Origin of the sequence: Streptococcus sp. CF10-1, from assembly GCF_024295825.1 — a bacterium.
GTDB lineage: Bacteria > Bacillota > Bacilli > Lactobacillales > Streptococcaceae > Streptococcus.
Genome location: NZ_JANCPQ010000003.1, coordinates 250,343 through 265,801 on the forward strand (window position 1 = coordinate 250,343; position 15,459 = coordinate 265,801).

The following is a 15,459-nucleotide window of genomic DNA, read 5'->3' on the forward strand; positions in this document are numbered from 1 at the left end:
GACATCAGTGTAAAGAAAACTTTACAGAAAGTAAAAGATATGTTAGTGTAGAATCATGGAAAAATTTGAAATGATTTCTATCTCTGAAATACAAAAGAATCCTTACCAACCTCGGAAAGAATTTGATACAGATAAACTAAAGGAATTAGCTCAGTCAATCAAAGAAAATGGGCTCATTCAACCAATTATCGTTCGTCAATCTCCTGTAATTGGTTATGAAATCCTTGCAGGAGAGAGACGATATCGAGCTTCTCTCTTGGCTGGTCTAACCTCTATTCCAGCCGTTGTAAAGCACCTCTCAGATCAGGAAATGATGATTCAGTCTATCATTGAGAATTTGCAGAGAGAAAATTTAAATCCTATTGAAGAAGCACGCGCCTACGAATCTTTAGTAGAAAAAGGATTTACTCACACTGAGATAGCGGATAAAATGGGGAAATCTCGTCCTTATATCACTAATTTTATTCGTTTACTTTCCCTACCAGAATATATCTTAGCTGAAGTAGAAAATGGAAAAATTTCTCAAGCTCATGCACGTTCACTAGTTGGTTTGGATAAAGAGCAGCAAGACTATTTCTTCCAACTAATCAAAAATGAAGATATTTCTGTGAGAAAGTTAGAAGTACTTCTTACAGAGAAAAAACACAAGAAGCAAAAAAAAAGTGATTCTTTCATCAAAGACGAAGAAGATAAATTAAAAAAACTACTCGGTTTAAGTGTAGAAATTAAACTTTCAAAAAAAGATACTGGAAAGATTATTATCTCCTTTTCAAGTCAAGAAGAATACGATAGAATTATTAACAGCCTGAAATAAGGCTGTTCTTTTATTTTCTCAACCCACAAATTTATCCACCAATTTTTTTATCAATAACCCTATTAAATCAAGGATTTTCTTATTTATCCCCAACCTGTGGATAAATACTACTAACATTGTGGATTCTTTTCCCCAATCTGTGGAAAAATCCTATTATCTATGGTAAAATAAGTCTAGCACTAAACTACTAAAATCATAGTAAAGGAGGAAAATTAGTTGAAAGAAAAGCAATTTTGGAATCGTATTTTAGAATTTGCTCAAGAAAGATTGACACGATCTATGTATGATTTCTATGCTACACCTGCTGAACTCATCAAAGTAGAAGAAAACACAGCTACTATATTTCTACCGAGATCAGAGATGGAAATGGTGTGGGAAAAGCAATTAAAAGATATTATCATTGCTGCTGGTTTTGAAATTTATGATTCTGAAATCAAACCTCACTATATTTTCACTAAACCTCAGAGTACAGAATCTCCTCAAGTAAATGATACGAATAGTGTCTCTACTTACGATTACACACCTACACTACCAACGATTCCCTATTCCGAAACAGGGTTAAAAGAAAAATATACCTTTGATAACTTTATTCAAGGTGATGGGAATGTTTGGGCGGTGTCTGCTGCACTAGCAGTATCTGAAGATTTGGCTCTGACCTATAATCCTCTTTTCATCTATGGAGGACCTGGTCTTGGAAAGACTCACTTACTCAATGCGATTGGAAATGAGATTTTGAAAAATATTCCTGATGCGCGTGTCAAGTACATTCCTGCCGAAAGCTTTATCAATGACTTTCTTGAACACTTGCGACTTGGGGAAATGGAAAAGTTCAAAAAGACTTACCGTAGCCTTGATCTCTTGTTGATCGATGATATCCAATCTCTCAGTGGCAAAAAAGTCGCGACCCAGGAAGAATTTTTCAATACCTTCAATGCTCTTCATGATAAGCAGAAACAGATTGTCCTAACCAGTGATCGAAGTCCTAAACACCTAGAAGGCCTTGAGGAAAGACTTGTCACGCGCTTTAGCTGGGGATTGACGCAAAATATCACTCCTCCTGACTTTGAGACACGTATCGCCATTCTTCAAAGTAAAACAGAGCACTTGGATTACCATTTCCAAAGTGATACTCTAGAGTACTTGGCTGGCCAATTTGATTCAAATGTTCGAGAATTGGAAGGAGCAATCAACGATATCACTTTAATTGCCAGAGTGAAGAAGATTAAGGATATTACTATTGATATTGCTGCGGAAGCTATTAGAGCACGTAAGCAAGACGCCCGCCAGATACTTGTTATTCCAATTGAGAAAATCCAAACTGAAGTTGGTAATTTTTATGGAGTGAGTGTCAAAGAAATGAAAGGTACGAGACGAGTTCAAAACATCGTTTTAGCACGTCAGGTTGCCATGTATCTAGCTAGAGAACTGACAGATAACAGTCTTCCAAAAATCGGAAAAGAATTTGGCGGAAAGGATCACACCACCGTTATTCACGCCCATGCTAAAATCAAATCATTGATTGACGAAGACGATAATTTACGTTTAGAAATAGAAGCAATCAAAAAGAAAATTAAGTAGCTTGTGGATAAGTTTTCCTTTCTTATCTTTTTTATCCACATTTTTTAAACAAGCTTAGAAGCTTAAGTTTACTAAATAGCACTCAGTTTTCCACAGAATTCACACACTCTATTATTACTATTAACTTTCTAATACTAAAAATAAATAAAGGAGAATCCATGATTCATTTTTCAATTAATAAAAATTTATTTCTACAAGCCTTAAATACCACAAAACGAGCAATAAGCTCTAAAAATGCTATTCCAATTTTATCAACAATCAAAATTGACGTTACCAATGAAGGAATTACTTTAATTGGCTCAAATGGGCAAATTTCTATTGAGAATTTCATTTCTCAAAAGAATGAAGATGCTGGTCTCTTGATAACTTCTTTGGGTTCGATTCTTCTAGAAGCCTCTTTCTTTATCAATGTTGTATCCAGTCTTCCAGATGTAACGCTTGATTTCAAAGAGATTGAACAAAAACAAATTGTCTTAACAAGTGGCAAATCAGAAATCACCCTAAAAGGAAAAGATAGCGAACAGTACCCACGAATCCAAGAAATTTCAGCAAGCACACCTTTGGTTCTTGAAACCAAACTACTCAAGAAAATTATCAATGAAACAGCATTTGCTGCAAGTACGCAAGAAAGTCGTCCAATCTTAACAGGTGTCCACTTCGTATTGAGCCAACACAAGGAACTAAAAACAGTTGCGACAGACTCACACCGCCTTAGCCAGAAGAAATTGACTCTTGAAAAAAATGGTGATGATTTTGATGTGGTGATTCCTAGCCGCTCTCTACGAGAATTTTCAGCTGTATTTACGGATGATATTGAAACTGTGGAGATTTTCTTTGCAAATAATCAAATCCTCTTTAGAAGCGAAAATATTAGCTTCTACACTCGTCTCCTAGAAGGAAACTATCCTGATACAGATCGCTTGATTCCAACAGACTTTAACACTACAATTACTTTTGATGTGGTTAATTTACGTCAATCTATGGAGCGTGCACGTCTCTTATCAAGTGCGACTCAAAATGGTACTGTGAAGCTTGAAATTAAAGGTGGAGTTGTTAGCGCCCATGTTCACTCTCCAGAGGTTGGTAAAGTAAACGAAGAAATCGATACGGAGCAGGTGACCGGGGATGATTTAACTATTAGTTTTAACCCAACTTACTTGATTGATTCCCTCAAGGCTTTAAATAGCGAAAAGGTTACTATTAGCTTTATCTCATCAGTTCGTCCATTTACTCTTGTGCCAGCAGATACTGACGAAGATTTCATGCAGCTTATCACACCAGTTCGAACAAATTAAGTGAAAGAGGTTGAGCCTGGCTCGCCTCTTTTATGATATAATCAAAAAAGAAAAGGAGAGTAGTATGTATCAAGTTGGAAATTTTGTTGAGATGAAAAAACCTCATGCTTGTATAATTAAGTCAACAGGTAAAAAAGCCAATCGTTGGGAAATCACACGTGTAGGGGCAGATATCAAAATCAAATGTAGCAATTGTGACCACCTTGTTATGATGAGTCGTTATGATTTTGAACGAAAAATGAATAAGATTATTGACTAAGAATCCTTAGTTAGAGGGTTAGCAAGTTTTCCCTTTTTGTGTTATAATGTTAGGGATTGAAATGAGAACGGAGAATGAGAAACTATGGCTTTAACAGCAGGTATCGTTGGTTTGCCAAACGTTGGTAAATCAACCCTTTTTAATGCAATTACAAAAGCAGGAGCAGAGGCAGCAAACTACCCATTTGCGACTATTGATCCAAACGTTGGAATGGTGGAAGTTCCAGATGAACGCCTACAAAAACTAACGGAAATGATTACTCCTAAAAAGACAGTTCCAACAACCTTTGAATTTACAGATATTGCAGGGATTGTAAAAGGAGCATCAAAAGGAGAAGGTCTAGGTAATAAATTCTTGGCCAATATCCGTGAAGTAGACGCGATTGTTCACGTAGTTCGTGCTTTTGATGATGAAAATGTGATGCGCGAGCAAGGACGTGAAGACGCCTTTGTGGATCCACTTGCAGATATTGATACCATTAACCTGGAGTTGATTCTTGCGGACTTAGAATCAGTTAATAAACGCTATGCGCGTGTAGAAAAGATGGCACGTACGCAAAAAGATAAAGAATCAGTAGCAGAGTTTAACGTTCTTCAAAAGATTAAACCAGTCCTTGAGTATGGAAAATCAGCTCGCACCATCGAATTTACAGATGAAGAACAAAAAGTTGTCAAAGGTCTCTTCCTTTTGACCACTAAACCAGTTCTTTATGTTGCTAATGTGGATGAGGATGTAGTTTCAGATCCAGATTCTATCGAATATGTGAAGCAAATTCGCGAATTTGCAGCGACAGAAAATGCTGAGGTGGTAGTTATTTCTGCGCGTGCTGAGGAAGAAATTTCTGAGTTAGACGATGAGGATAAGCAAGAGTTTCTTGAAGCACTTGGCTTGACAGAATCAGGCGTTGATAAGTTGACTCGAGCTGCTTACCATCTACTAGGACTCGGAACTTACTTTACAGCTGGTGAAAAAGAAGTCCGTGCTTGGACCTTTAAGCGAGGGATGAAAGCTCCTCAAGCAGCTGGTATTATCCACTCAGACTTTGAAAAAGGTTTTATTCGTGCAGTAACCATGTCATATGAGGATCTAGTAAAATATGGATCTGAAAAGGCTGTAAAAGAAGCTGGGCGCTTACGTGAAGAAGGTAAAGAATATATCGTTCAAGATGGCGATATTATGGAATTCCGCTTTAACGTTTAATAACATTTAATAAATAGTGTCAATTAGGTTGGAAAAAAATTCCAACCCTTTTGGCTTTTGAAAGGAAAAATAAATGACCAAATTACTTGTAGGATTGGGAAATCCAGGGGATAAATATTTTGAAACCAAGCACAACGTTGGATTTATGTTGATTGACCAACTAGCTAAAAAACAAAATGTCACCTTTACACATGACAGGATATTTCAAGCTGACCTAGCATCTTTTTTCATCAATGGAGAAAAAATTTATCTCGTCAAACCAACAACATTTATGAATGAAAGTGGAAAAGCGGTTCATGCTTTATTGACTTACTATGGTTTGGATATTGAAGATTTACTCGTTATTTACGACGACCTTGACATGGAAGTCGGGAAAATTCGTTTAAGAGCAAAGGGATCAGCAGGTGGTCATAATGGTATCAAGTCTATTATTCAACATATAGGGACTCAGGTATTTAACCGTGTTAAAATAGGTATTGGAAGACCTAAAAAAGGCATGTCAGTTGTTCATCATGTTTTAAGTAAGTTTGATCAGGATGACTATGTGGGTATTTTACAGTCTATTGACAAGGTTGACGATGCTGTAAACTACTATTTACAAGAGAAAAACTTTGAGAAAACAATGCAGAGGTATAACGGCTAAATGGTGACTTTATTAGATTTATTCTCAGAAAATGACCAGATAAAAAAATGGCATCAAAATCTGATAGATAAGAAAAGACAACTAATACTTGGTTTATCAACTTCTACCAAGGCTCTTGCAATTGCAAGCAGTCTAGAAAAAGAAAATAAGATTGTGTTACTGACTTCAACTTATGGAGAAGCAGAACGAATTATCAGTGATCTTCTTTCTCTCTTAGGAGAGGAACTTGTCTATCCATTTTTGGTTGATGACTCTCCTATGGTAGAGTTTTTGATGTCTTCGCAAGAAAAAATCATTTCGCGGGTTGAGGCCTTGCGTTTTTTGAGTGATCCGTCTAAGAGAGGGATTTTAGTTTGTAATATCGCAGCGAGTCGGTTAATTTTACTCTCTCCGACTAGATTTAAAGAAAGTACTATAAAAATTGCAGTTGGCGAAGAATATGACCAACACGAGCTACTTCACCGGTTAAAGGAAATTGGATATCGAAAAGTTACTCAAGTACAGACACAAGGTGAGTTTAGTATTCGAGGAGATATTTTAGATATTTTTGAGATGTCTCAGTTAGAACCTTTCCGAATCGAGTTTTTTGGTGATGAAGTAGATGGTATTCGTACTTTTGAAGTCGAAACACAATTATCGAAAGAAAATCAGACAAACCTCACTATCTTTCCAGCTAGCGACATACTTTTGAGAGAAAAAGATTATCAACGAGGACAGTCAGCTTTAGAAAAGCAAATTTCAAAGACTCTATCACCAATTTTAAAATCATATTTGGAAGAGATTTTGTCAAGTTTTCATCAAAAACAAGTACATTCAGATAGTCGAAAGTTTTTGTCCTTATGTTACGATAAAACATGGACTGTATTTGATTATATTGAAAAAGATACACCAGTATTCTTTGATGACTATCAAAAATTGATGAATCAGTATGAATCCTTTGAAAGAGAATTAGCACAATACTTTACAGAAGATTTACAGAATGGTAAATCATTTTCTGGGATGCAGTATTTTGCAGATACAGAGCAAACCTATAAAAAACAAAGTCCAGTTACCTTTTTCTCCAATCTGCAAAAGGGCTTAGGAAATCTTAAGTTTGATCACATTTATCAATTTAATCAATACCCCATGCAAGAGTTTTTCAATCAATTTTCATTTTTAAAAGAAGAAATTGAGCGATACAAAAAAATGGACTACACTATTATTTTGCAGTCTAGCAATTCAATGGGAAGTAAGACGTTGGAAGATGTTTTAGAGGAATATCAGATCAAATTGGATTCCAGAGATAAGTCAAGTATCTGTAAAGAATCTGTAAACTTGATTGAGGGTAATCTAAGACATGGTTTTCATTTTGTAGATGAAAAAATTCTCTTGATTACTGAACATGAGATTTTTCAAAAGAAATTAAAACGTCGTTTTCGAAGACAACATGCTTCAAACGCAGAGCGATTAAAAGATTATAATGAACTTGAAAAAGGGGACTATGTTGTTCACCATATCCATGGAATTGGTCAATATCTAGGAATCGAAACAATTGAAATCCAAGGCATTCACCGTGATTATGTCAGTGTACAGTATCAAAATGGTGACCAAATCTCCATCCCAGTAGAGCAGATTCAGTTACTGTCCAAATATGTTTCAAGTGATGGGAAACCTCCAAAACTTAATAAATTAAATGATGGTCATTTCAAAAAGGCCAAGCAAAAAGTTAAGAACCAGGTAGAGGATATAGCTGACGATTTAATTAAGCTTTATTCTGAGCGTAGTCAGTTGAAGGGATTTGCTTTCTCAGCTGATGATGATGAGCAACATGCTTTTGATGATGCTTTCCCTTATGTTGAAACGGATGATCAACTTCGCAGTATTGAGGAAATCAAGAGAGATATGCAGGATTCTCATCCCATGGATCGACTTTTAGTTGGGGATGTTGGCTTTGGAAAGACTGAAGTTGCTATGCGTGCAGCCTTTAAGGCAGTCAATGATCACAAACAGGTTGTTGTTCTAGTTCCGACGACGGTGTTAGCGCAACAGCACTATACGAATTTTAAGGAAAGATTTCAAAATTTTGCTGTTAATATTGATGTGTTGAGTCGCTTTAGAAGTAAAAAAGAGCAGGCAGAGACACTTGAAAAACTAAAGAATGGTCAAGTCGATATTTTGATTGGAACGCATCGTGTTTTGTCAAAAGATGTTGTGTTTTCAGATTTGGGATTGATGATTATTGATGAAGAACAACGATTCGGTGTTAAGCATAAGGAAACATTGAAAGAACTGAAGAAACAAGTGGATGTCTTAACATTGACAGCTACTCCAATACCACGTACTCTTCATATGTCTATGTTGGGAATCAGAGATTTGTCTGTTATTGAAACACCTCCGACCAATCGTTATCCAGTGCAAACCTATGTTTTGGAAAAGAATGATAGTGTGATTCGTGATGCTGTCTTGCGTGAAATGGAGCGTGGAGGTCAAGTTTACTATCTTTACAACAAAGTTGACACTATTGATCGGAAGGTTTCAGAATTACAAGAGTTGATTCCAGAAGCTTCGATTGGGTTTGTTCATGGACAAATGAGTGAAATTCAGTTGGAAAATACTCTACTTGATTTCATTGAAGGTCAGTATGATATTTTGGTGACGACTACTATTATCGAGACAGGGGTAGACATTCCAAATGCCAATACCTTATTTATTGAAAATGCAGACCACATGGGCTTGTCAACCTTGTATCAATTAAGAGGAAGAGTCGGTCGTAGCAATCGTATTGCTTATGCCTATCTTATGTATCGTCCAGAAAAATCAATTAGTGAAGTCTCTGAGAAGAGATTAGAAGCGATTAAGGGATTTACAGAATTAGGCTCAGGATTTAAGATTGCGATGCGAGATCTTTCGATTCGTGGAGCAGGAAATCTCCTAGGAAAATCGCAGTCTGGTTTCATTGATTCTGTTGGTTTTGAATTGTATTCGCAGTTACTAGAGGAAGCTATCGCTAAACGGAACGGTAATGGGAATAAAAGAATCAAAGGAAATGCTGAGTTGATTTTACAAATCGACGCCTATCTTCCTGACACTTATATTTCTGACCAACGACATAAGATTGAAATTTACAAGAAAATTCGTCAAATTGACAATCGTGTCAACTATGAAGAACTACAAGAAGAATTGATGGATCGCTTTGGAGAATACCCAGATGTAGTAGCCTACCTTTTAGAGATTGGTTTGGTTAAGTCATATTTGGACAAGGTCTTTGTAGAACGTGTGGAAAGAAAAGATAACAAGATTACAGTTCAATTTGAAAAAGTCACTCAACGACTATTCTTGGCTCAAGATTATTTTAAAGCTTTATCCGCAACGAACTTAAAAGCAGCCATAGCTGAGAATAAGGGATTAATGGAAGTTGTATTCGATGTTCGAAACAAGAAGGATTATGAAATTTTAGAAGGTTTGCTGATTTTTGGAGAAAGTTTATTAGAGATAAAAGAATCAAAGGAAGCAAATCCCATTTAACATTTTTCTTCTATAAAAAGGATAAAAATGGTACAATAATAATTTGAGGTAATAAAAATGAGATTAGACAAGTATTTAAAAGTATCACGAATTATTAAGCGTCGCACAGTCGCAAAAGAAGTAGCAGACAAAGGTAGAATCAAGGTGAATGGAATCTTGGCCAAAAGTTCAACGGATTTGAAAGTTGATGACCAAGTTGAAATTCGCTTTGGAAATAAGTTGTTGCTTGTTAAAGTACTAGAGATGAAAGATAGTACAAAAAAAGAAGATGCAGCAGGCATGTATGAAATTCTCAGTGAAACACGGGTAGAAGAAAATGTCTAAAAATATTGTACAGATGAATAATTCTTTTATTCAAAATGAACATCAACGTCGTCGTTACCTGATGAAGGAGAGACAAAAGAGGAATCGTTTTATGGGTTGGGTCCTTATTTTGATGATCTTGTTGTTTATTTTACCAACTTATAACTTGGCCCAAAGCTATGATCAGTTACTGCAACGCCGTCAGCAATTAACAGAGTTGAAAGAGCAGTACCAAACTCTTAGTGATGAAAAGGATAAGGAATCCGCCTTTGCTGCAAAATTGAAAGATGAAGACTATGTAGCAAAGTATGCACGCGCCAAGTACTATTACTCAAAGAAACGAGAAGCAATTTACACAATTCCTGATTTGCTTCCGAGGTAATGTCATGGAAAATTTATTGGAAGTTGTTGAGCAATTTTTAAGTTTATCAGATGAAAAATTAGAGGAATTGGCAGCTAAAAACCATTTATTACGATTACAAGAAGAAAGGGAAGAGAAGAATGCGTAAGTTCTTAGTAGTTTTATTGCTACCTGCTTTTATCATAACCTCAAGAGTAGTTAGCACAGAAAAACAGCTTCCTTACTCTTCGCAAGAAATTTATTATCTAACCGAGTCTGATTATGGATTCTACTATAAAGAAACTCTTGAATCTCCAATGGTTTATGGAGAAACAGCCGTCTATGCTAATGAGGATCTTATTAAGGAGTCTGGTAAATTAACTCCTGGAAATGCCTTTAAAATCGTAGAATGGCGTTTGAATAGACAAGGTGTTCCTGTTTTTAAATTAGATAATCACCAGTTTATCCTTGCAGATAAGCGCTTGGTCTATGATCAAAGTCAAGTTCAAACTCAAAATAGGCAAGTATGGTTGGAGCCAGGGTTTGTTATCTACAACAGCCCCTATGATGTGAAAGAAATTTCTTCCTCTTTCTCTCCCTATCAACGCGTAACAGTGGATAGAACCCTTTTTGCTGAGGGACAAGAATTTCTTCATATTGATCAAGTTGGGTGGGTATCAAAAGAGTTCGTCTCAGAAGAAGACAATCGCATCCAGAAGGTTCAAGAAGTTTTATCAAACAACTATCAGAATGAAAATTATTCTATTTATGTTAAACAACTGACTACAGGTAAAGAGGCTGGGGTGAATGAAGATAGCAAACTTTATGCAGCTAGCATCTTGAAACTAGCCTATCTTTATTATGCTCAAGATAAGATAAATCAAGGAGAGTATACGTTAGACAGTAGCTTCAAGTATGTCCCGGAAGTAAATAGTTTCCCTGGGTCCTATAAACCAGAAGGTAGTGGTAGCTTACCTAAAAAAGAAGATAACAAAGAATACAGTCTTCAACAGTTAATTACCAAGGTAACAAAAGAGTCTGATAATGTTGCTCATAATATTTTAGGTTATTACGTGACCAATCAATCTGACGGAGCTTTCAAAGAAAAAATGTCTACCATTATGGGCGAAGATTGGGATGTGAATGATAAACTGACTTCTTCAAAAATGGCTGGAAAGGTCATGGAAGCTATTTATAATCAGAATGGTTTTGTCTTAGAGTCTCTAGGTAAGACTGATTTTGACAACCAAAGAATCGCAAAAGGTGTTTCGGTTAAGGTAGCTCATAAAATTGGAGATGCCGATGAGTTTAAACATGACACTGCCATTGTCTATACGGATTCTCCTTTCGTTCTTTCCATTTTCACCAAAAATTCTGACTATGACACCATTGCTAAGATAGCCAAGGATGTCTATGAGGTTCTAAAATGAGGGACCAGGATTTTTTAAATCATTTTCTCCGAAAAGAGTATTTCAAAAAACATTCGAAAGTCGTGTTAGCTTTGTCTGGCGGACTGGATTCGATGTTTTTATACCATCTATTGTCTACTTATCAAAATGAGTTGGGAATTGAGTTGATTGTAGCACATGTCAATCACAAGCAGAGAAGTGAGTCTGACTGGGAGGAAAATGAACTAAGGAAGTTAGCTGATGCAGCTGAACTTCCTATTTATATCACAAGCTTTTCAGGAGACTTTTCAGAAGCGCGTGCTCGAGAGTTTCGTTATGATTTTTTTAGGAAAATCATGAAAGAGGTTGGAGCGACTGCCTTGGTCACTGCCCACCATGCAGATGATCAAGTTGAAACGATTTTGATGCGCTTGATTCGAGGAAGTCGGTTACGCCATTTAACAGGGATAAAAGAAAGTAAAGTAGTTGATGATATTGAAATCATCCGTCCCTTGTTGCCTTTTCATAAAAAGGATTTTCCACCAATTTTTCATTTCGAAGATCAAACAAATCAGGAAGATACCTATTTTCGCAATCGCATTCGGAATAGGTATATACCAGAGCTTGAAAAAGAAAATCCTCGTCTTAAATCCGCCCTTTTAGATTTAGGAAGGGAAATTTCAGATTACCAAGCAACAATAACGGAGCTTTCGAAACAAATTGATGTGGAAGATTTGAATGAGCTATTTTCATACTCTCAACAAACTCAAGGGGTCTTACTTCAGAACTATCTTAATCAATTTCCAGACTTAAATCTGACGAAGGCTCAGTTTGATGAAGTTCGACAGATTTTAGCAAGGAAAAGCCAGTATCGTCACTCATTGAAAAATGGTTATGAATTGATAAAAGAGTATCAGAATTTTCGAGTTTGCAAAATCAGTCCTCAGGCCGATGAAAAGGAAGATGAACTTGTGTTACACTATCAAAATCAAGTTCGATATATGGGCTATTTATTTTCCTTTGGCATTCCTATTGAAGGGGATTTTGTTCAAAAAGTAACGGTTTCACGGGAAACATCTGTACATATTAGATGTCGAAAACCTGGCGATGTTCTTATCCTGAATGGGCATCGAAAGAAACTGAGACGTTTATTTATAGATTTGAAAATCCCCATTGAAAAACGAAAAACAGCCCCTATTATTGAGCAATTTGGAGAAATTGTCTCAATTTTAGGAATTGCGACCAGTGATTTGAGTAAAAACACGAAAAATGATATAATGAACACTGTAATTTATATAGAAAAAATAGATAGGTAAAAAGATGTTAGAACACGATATTAAAAAAATCCTCGTTTCACATGATGAAATTACAGAAGCAGCTAAAAAGCTAGGTGCACAATTAACAAAAGAATATGAGGGGGAAAATCCAATTCTTATTGGAATTCTAAAAGGATCGATTCCTTTTATGGCTGAATTGGTCAAACATATTGATACGCATATTGAGATGGACTTCATGATGGTATCTAGTTACCATGGTGGAACAGCAAGTAGTGGTGTCATCAATATCAAGCAAGACGTGACTCAAGATATCAAAGGAAGACATGTCTTATTTGTAGAGGATATCATCGATACAGGTCAAACTTTGAAGAATTTGAGAGATATGTTTATTGCAAGAGAAGCAGCTTCTGTTAAAATCGCGACTTTGTTGGACAAACCAGATGGACGCGTTGTTGAAATTGAGGCGGATTATACTTGTTTTACTATTCCAAATGAGTTTGTAGTAGGCTATGGTCTAGATTATAAAGAAAATTATCGTAACCTTCCTTATGTCGGAGTATTGAAAGAAGAAGTTTATTCAAATTAGAAAGATCTATCTTTAATGAAAAAACAAAATAATGGTTTAGTTAGAAATCCATTTCTATACTTGTTAATTATCTTCTTCCTCGTAACAGGATTCCAGTATTTTTACTCTGGAAATACTGCTGGACGAAGCGAAAAAATTAACTATACAGAATTGGTAAAAGAAATTACAGCAGACAATGTAAAAGAATTAACCTATCAGCCAAATGGTAGCATTATTGAAGTATCTGGTGTTTATAAAAATCCTAAGACTAGTAAAGAAGAAACAGGAATTCAATTTTTCCCTCCTACAGCTACAACAGTAGAAAGATTCTCAAGTACTATCCTTCCGTCTGATTCAACAGTTTCAGAATTGCAAAAACTTGCTTCTGAACATCAGGCAGAAGTAACAGTCAAACATGAGAGTTCAAGCGGTATGTGGATCAATATCCTTGTCTCTGTTGTGCCATTTGCTATTCTCTTCTTCTTCCTATTCTCTATGATGGGAAATATGGGAGGAAATAGTGGCCGAAATCCAATGAGTTTTGGACGTAGCAAGGCCAAAGCTGCAAACAAAGAAGATATCAAGGTACGGTTCTCAGATGTTGCTGGTGCCGAGGAAGAAAAACAAGAATTAGTAGAAGTTGTTGAATTCCTAAAAGATCCAAAACGATTTACAAAACTTGGTGCGCGCATTCCTGCGGGTGTTCTTTTGGAGGGACCTCCGGGAACAGGTAAAACTTTGCTTGCTAAGGCAGTAGCCGGAGAAGCTGGTGTTCCATTCTTTAGTATCTCAGGTTCTGACTTTGTAGAAATGTTTGTCGGAGTTGGAGCTAGTCGTGTTCGTTCTCTTTTTGAAGATGCCAAAAAAGCAGCACCAGCTATCATCTTTATCGATGAAATTGATGCTGTTGGTCGCCAACGTGGTGTCGGCCTCGGTGGAGGAAATGATGAACGTGAACAAACCTTGAACCAACTCTTGATTGAGATGGATGGTTTTGAGGGAAATGAAGGGATCATTGTTATCGCTGCGACGAACCGTTCAGATGTTCTAGATCCAGCTCTTCTCCGTCCAGGACGTTTTGATAGAAAAGTCTTAGTTGGTCGCCCTGATGTTAAAGGTCGTGAAGCAATCTTGAAAGTTCACGCTAAAAATAAACCTCTGGCAGACGATGTTGATTTGAAACTAGTTGCCCAACAAACACCAGGTTTTGTGGGAGCTGACTTGGAAAATGTCTTGAATGAAGCGGCCTTAGTTGCTGCTCGTCGCAACAAATCAATCATTGATGCTTCAGATATTGATGAGGCAGAGGACAGAGTGATTGCGGGACCATCTAAGAAAGATAAAACAGTATCACAAAGAGAACGTGAATTGGTTGCTTATCATGAGGCTGGACATACCATTGTTGGTTTAGTTTTGTCAAATGCCCGTGTTGTTCATAAAGTTACCATTGTACCACGTGGACGTGCAGGCGGATACATGATTGCACTTCCTAAAGAAGATCAAATGCTCCTGTCTAAAGAAGATATGAAAGAGCAGTTGGCTGGCTTAATGGGTGGACGTGTAGCTGAAGAAATTATCTTTAATGTCCAAACGACAGGAGCTTCAAATGACTTTGAACAAGCTACACAGATGGCGCGTGCAATGGTCACTGAATACGGTATGAGTGAAAAACTTGGCCCAGTTCAATACGAAGGTAATCATGCTATGTTTGGTGCACAAAGTCCTCAAAAATCAATTTCAGAACAAACAGCCTATGAGATTGATGAGGAAGTTCGTTCATTATTAAATGAGGCACGAAACAAAGCAGCTGAAATCATCCAATCAAATCGTGAAACTCATAAGTTGATTGCAGAAGCATTGTTGAAATACGAAACATTAGATAGTACACAAATTAAATCTCTTTACGAAACAGGTAAAATGCCTGAGACCGTAGAAGAGGAATCCCATGCACTATCTTATGATGAAGTAAAATCAAAAATGAGTGAAGAAAAATAAATTTAGAGAGGTTTAACCTCTCTTTTTATGTTCTAATGGAATGGCTATCGAGCAAATGCCCTGATAGTCGACCCTCCTCGTACAGGCTTAGATGATAAGCTGTTGGCAACCATTCTGACCTATGTTCCAGAAAAAATGGTCTATGTATCCTGCAATGTTTCGACCTTGGCACGAGATTTGGTTAAACTAGTAAAAGTCTATGATCTCCAGTATATCCAGTCGGTCGATATGTTTCCCCACACTGCACGGACAGAAGCAGTGGTTAAGTTAGTGAAGAAAAGAAAAAATCAACTTCACT

14 protein-coding genes and 1 pseudogene are annotated in these 15,459 nt (G+C 36.6%); all 15 read left to right on the top strand.

Features of this window, described 5'->3' with window-relative positions:
* The first annotated feature begins 55 nt into the window (after nucleotides 1-55).
* The gene (locus NMM25_RS05910) at nucleotides 56-814 is read left to right on the top strand and encodes a ParB/RepB/Spo0J family partition protein (RefSeq protein WP_254736235.1); all 759 of its coding nucleotides are present in this window, start codon (nucleotides 56-58) and stop codon (nucleotides 812-814) included.
* Between the two features lie 216 nt (nucleotides 815-1,030).
* A complete protein-coding gene (dnaA, locus tag NMM25_RS05915) occupies nucleotides 1,031-2,392 on the top strand; it encodes a chromosomal replication initiator protein DnaA (protein WP_007520973.1) in 1,362 nt (453 codons plus the stop codon).
* A 158-nt stretch (nucleotides 2,393-2,550) separates the two neighbouring features.
* The gene (gene dnaN, locus NMM25_RS05920) at nucleotides 2,551-3,687 is read left to right on the top strand and encodes a DNA polymerase III subunit beta (RefSeq protein ID WP_049478004.1); all 1,137 of its coding nucleotides are present in this window, start codon (nucleotides 2,551-2,553) and stop codon (nucleotides 3,685-3,687) included.
* A 64-nt stretch (nucleotides 3,688-3,751) separates the two neighbouring features.
* Complete coding sequence (locus tag NMM25_RS05925; RefSeq protein ID WP_000285178.1) at nucleotides 3,752-3,946, top strand: DUF951 domain-containing protein; 195 nt, start codon at nucleotides 3,752-3,754, stop codon at nucleotides 3,944-3,946.
* Between the two features lie 84 nt (nucleotides 3,947-4,030).
* Nucleotides 4,031-5,146, top strand: a complete 1,116-nt coding sequence (gene ychF / locus NMM25_RS05930; RefSeq protein WP_254736236.1) for a redox-regulated ATPase YchF — start codon at nucleotides 4,031-4,033, stop codon at nucleotides 5,144-5,146.
* 73 nt (nucleotides 5,147-5,219) lie between these two features.
* Nucleotides 5,220-5,789: an aminoacyl-tRNA hydrolase gene (pth, locus tag NMM25_RS05935; protein ID WP_254736237.1), complete on the top strand. Its 570-nt coding sequence runs from the start codon at nucleotides 5,220-5,222 to the stop codon at nucleotides 5,787-5,789.
* The gene (mfd, locus tag NMM25_RS05940; protein ID WP_254736238.1) at nucleotides 5,790-9,293 is read left to right on the top strand and encodes a transcription-repair coupling factor; all 3,504 of its coding nucleotides are present in this window, start codon (nucleotides 5,790-5,792) and stop codon (nucleotides 9,291-9,293) included. It begins immediately after the preceding gene.
* A 57-nt stretch (nucleotides 9,294-9,350) separates the two neighbouring features.
* A complete protein-coding gene (locus NMM25_RS05945) occupies nucleotides 9,351-9,617 on the top strand; it encodes an RNA-binding S4 domain-containing protein (RefSeq protein ID WP_001234975.1) in 267 nt (88 codons plus the stop codon).
* On the top strand, nucleotides 9,610-9,978 hold the full coding sequence (locus NMM25_RS05950; protein WP_000041922.1) for a septum formation initiator family protein: 369 nt from the start codon (nucleotides 9,610-9,612) through the stop codon (nucleotides 9,976-9,978). Before NMM25_RS05945 ends, NMM25_RS05950 begins: the two co-directional genes overlap by 8 nt.
* 4 nt (nucleotides 9,979-9,982) lie before the next feature.
* Nucleotides 9,983-10,105, top strand: coding sequence for an SP_0009 family protein (locus NMM25_RS05955; protein ID WP_000429343.1), 123 nt, complete (start codon nucleotides 9,983-9,985; stop codon nucleotides 10,103-10,105).
* Entirely contained in the window at nucleotides 10,098-11,366 is a 1,269-nt protein-coding gene (locus NMM25_RS05960; RefSeq protein WP_254736239.1) for a serine hydrolase, read from the top strand. The genes NMM25_RS05955 and NMM25_RS05960 overlap by 8 nt, the downstream gene beginning before the upstream one ends.
* A complete protein-coding gene (gene tilS, locus NMM25_RS05965) occupies nucleotides 11,363-12,640 on the top strand; it encodes a tRNA lysidine(34) synthetase TilS (protein ID WP_254736240.1) in 1,278 nt (425 codons plus the stop codon). Before NMM25_RS05960 ends, tilS begins: the two co-directional genes overlap by 4 nt.
* A gap of 4 nt (nucleotides 12,641-12,644) precedes the next feature.
* A complete protein-coding gene (gene hpt, locus NMM25_RS05970; protein ID WP_049518880.1) occupies nucleotides 12,645-13,187 on the top strand; it encodes a hypoxanthine phosphoribosyltransferase in 543 nt (180 codons plus the stop codon).
* A gap of 15 nt (nucleotides 13,188-13,202) precedes the next feature.
* Nucleotides 13,203-15,161 (top strand): ATP-dependent zinc metalloprotease FtsH, encoded by a 1,959-nt coding sequence (gene ftsH / locus NMM25_RS05975; protein WP_198459021.1) that lies wholly within the window; start codon nucleotides 13,203-13,205, stop codon nucleotides 15,159-15,161.
* A gap of 102 nt (nucleotides 15,162-15,263) precedes the next feature.
* Nucleotides 15,264-15,459, top strand: a pseudogene (locus NMM25_RS05980) (23S rRNA (uracil-5-)-methyltransferase RumA); the annotation flags it as partial.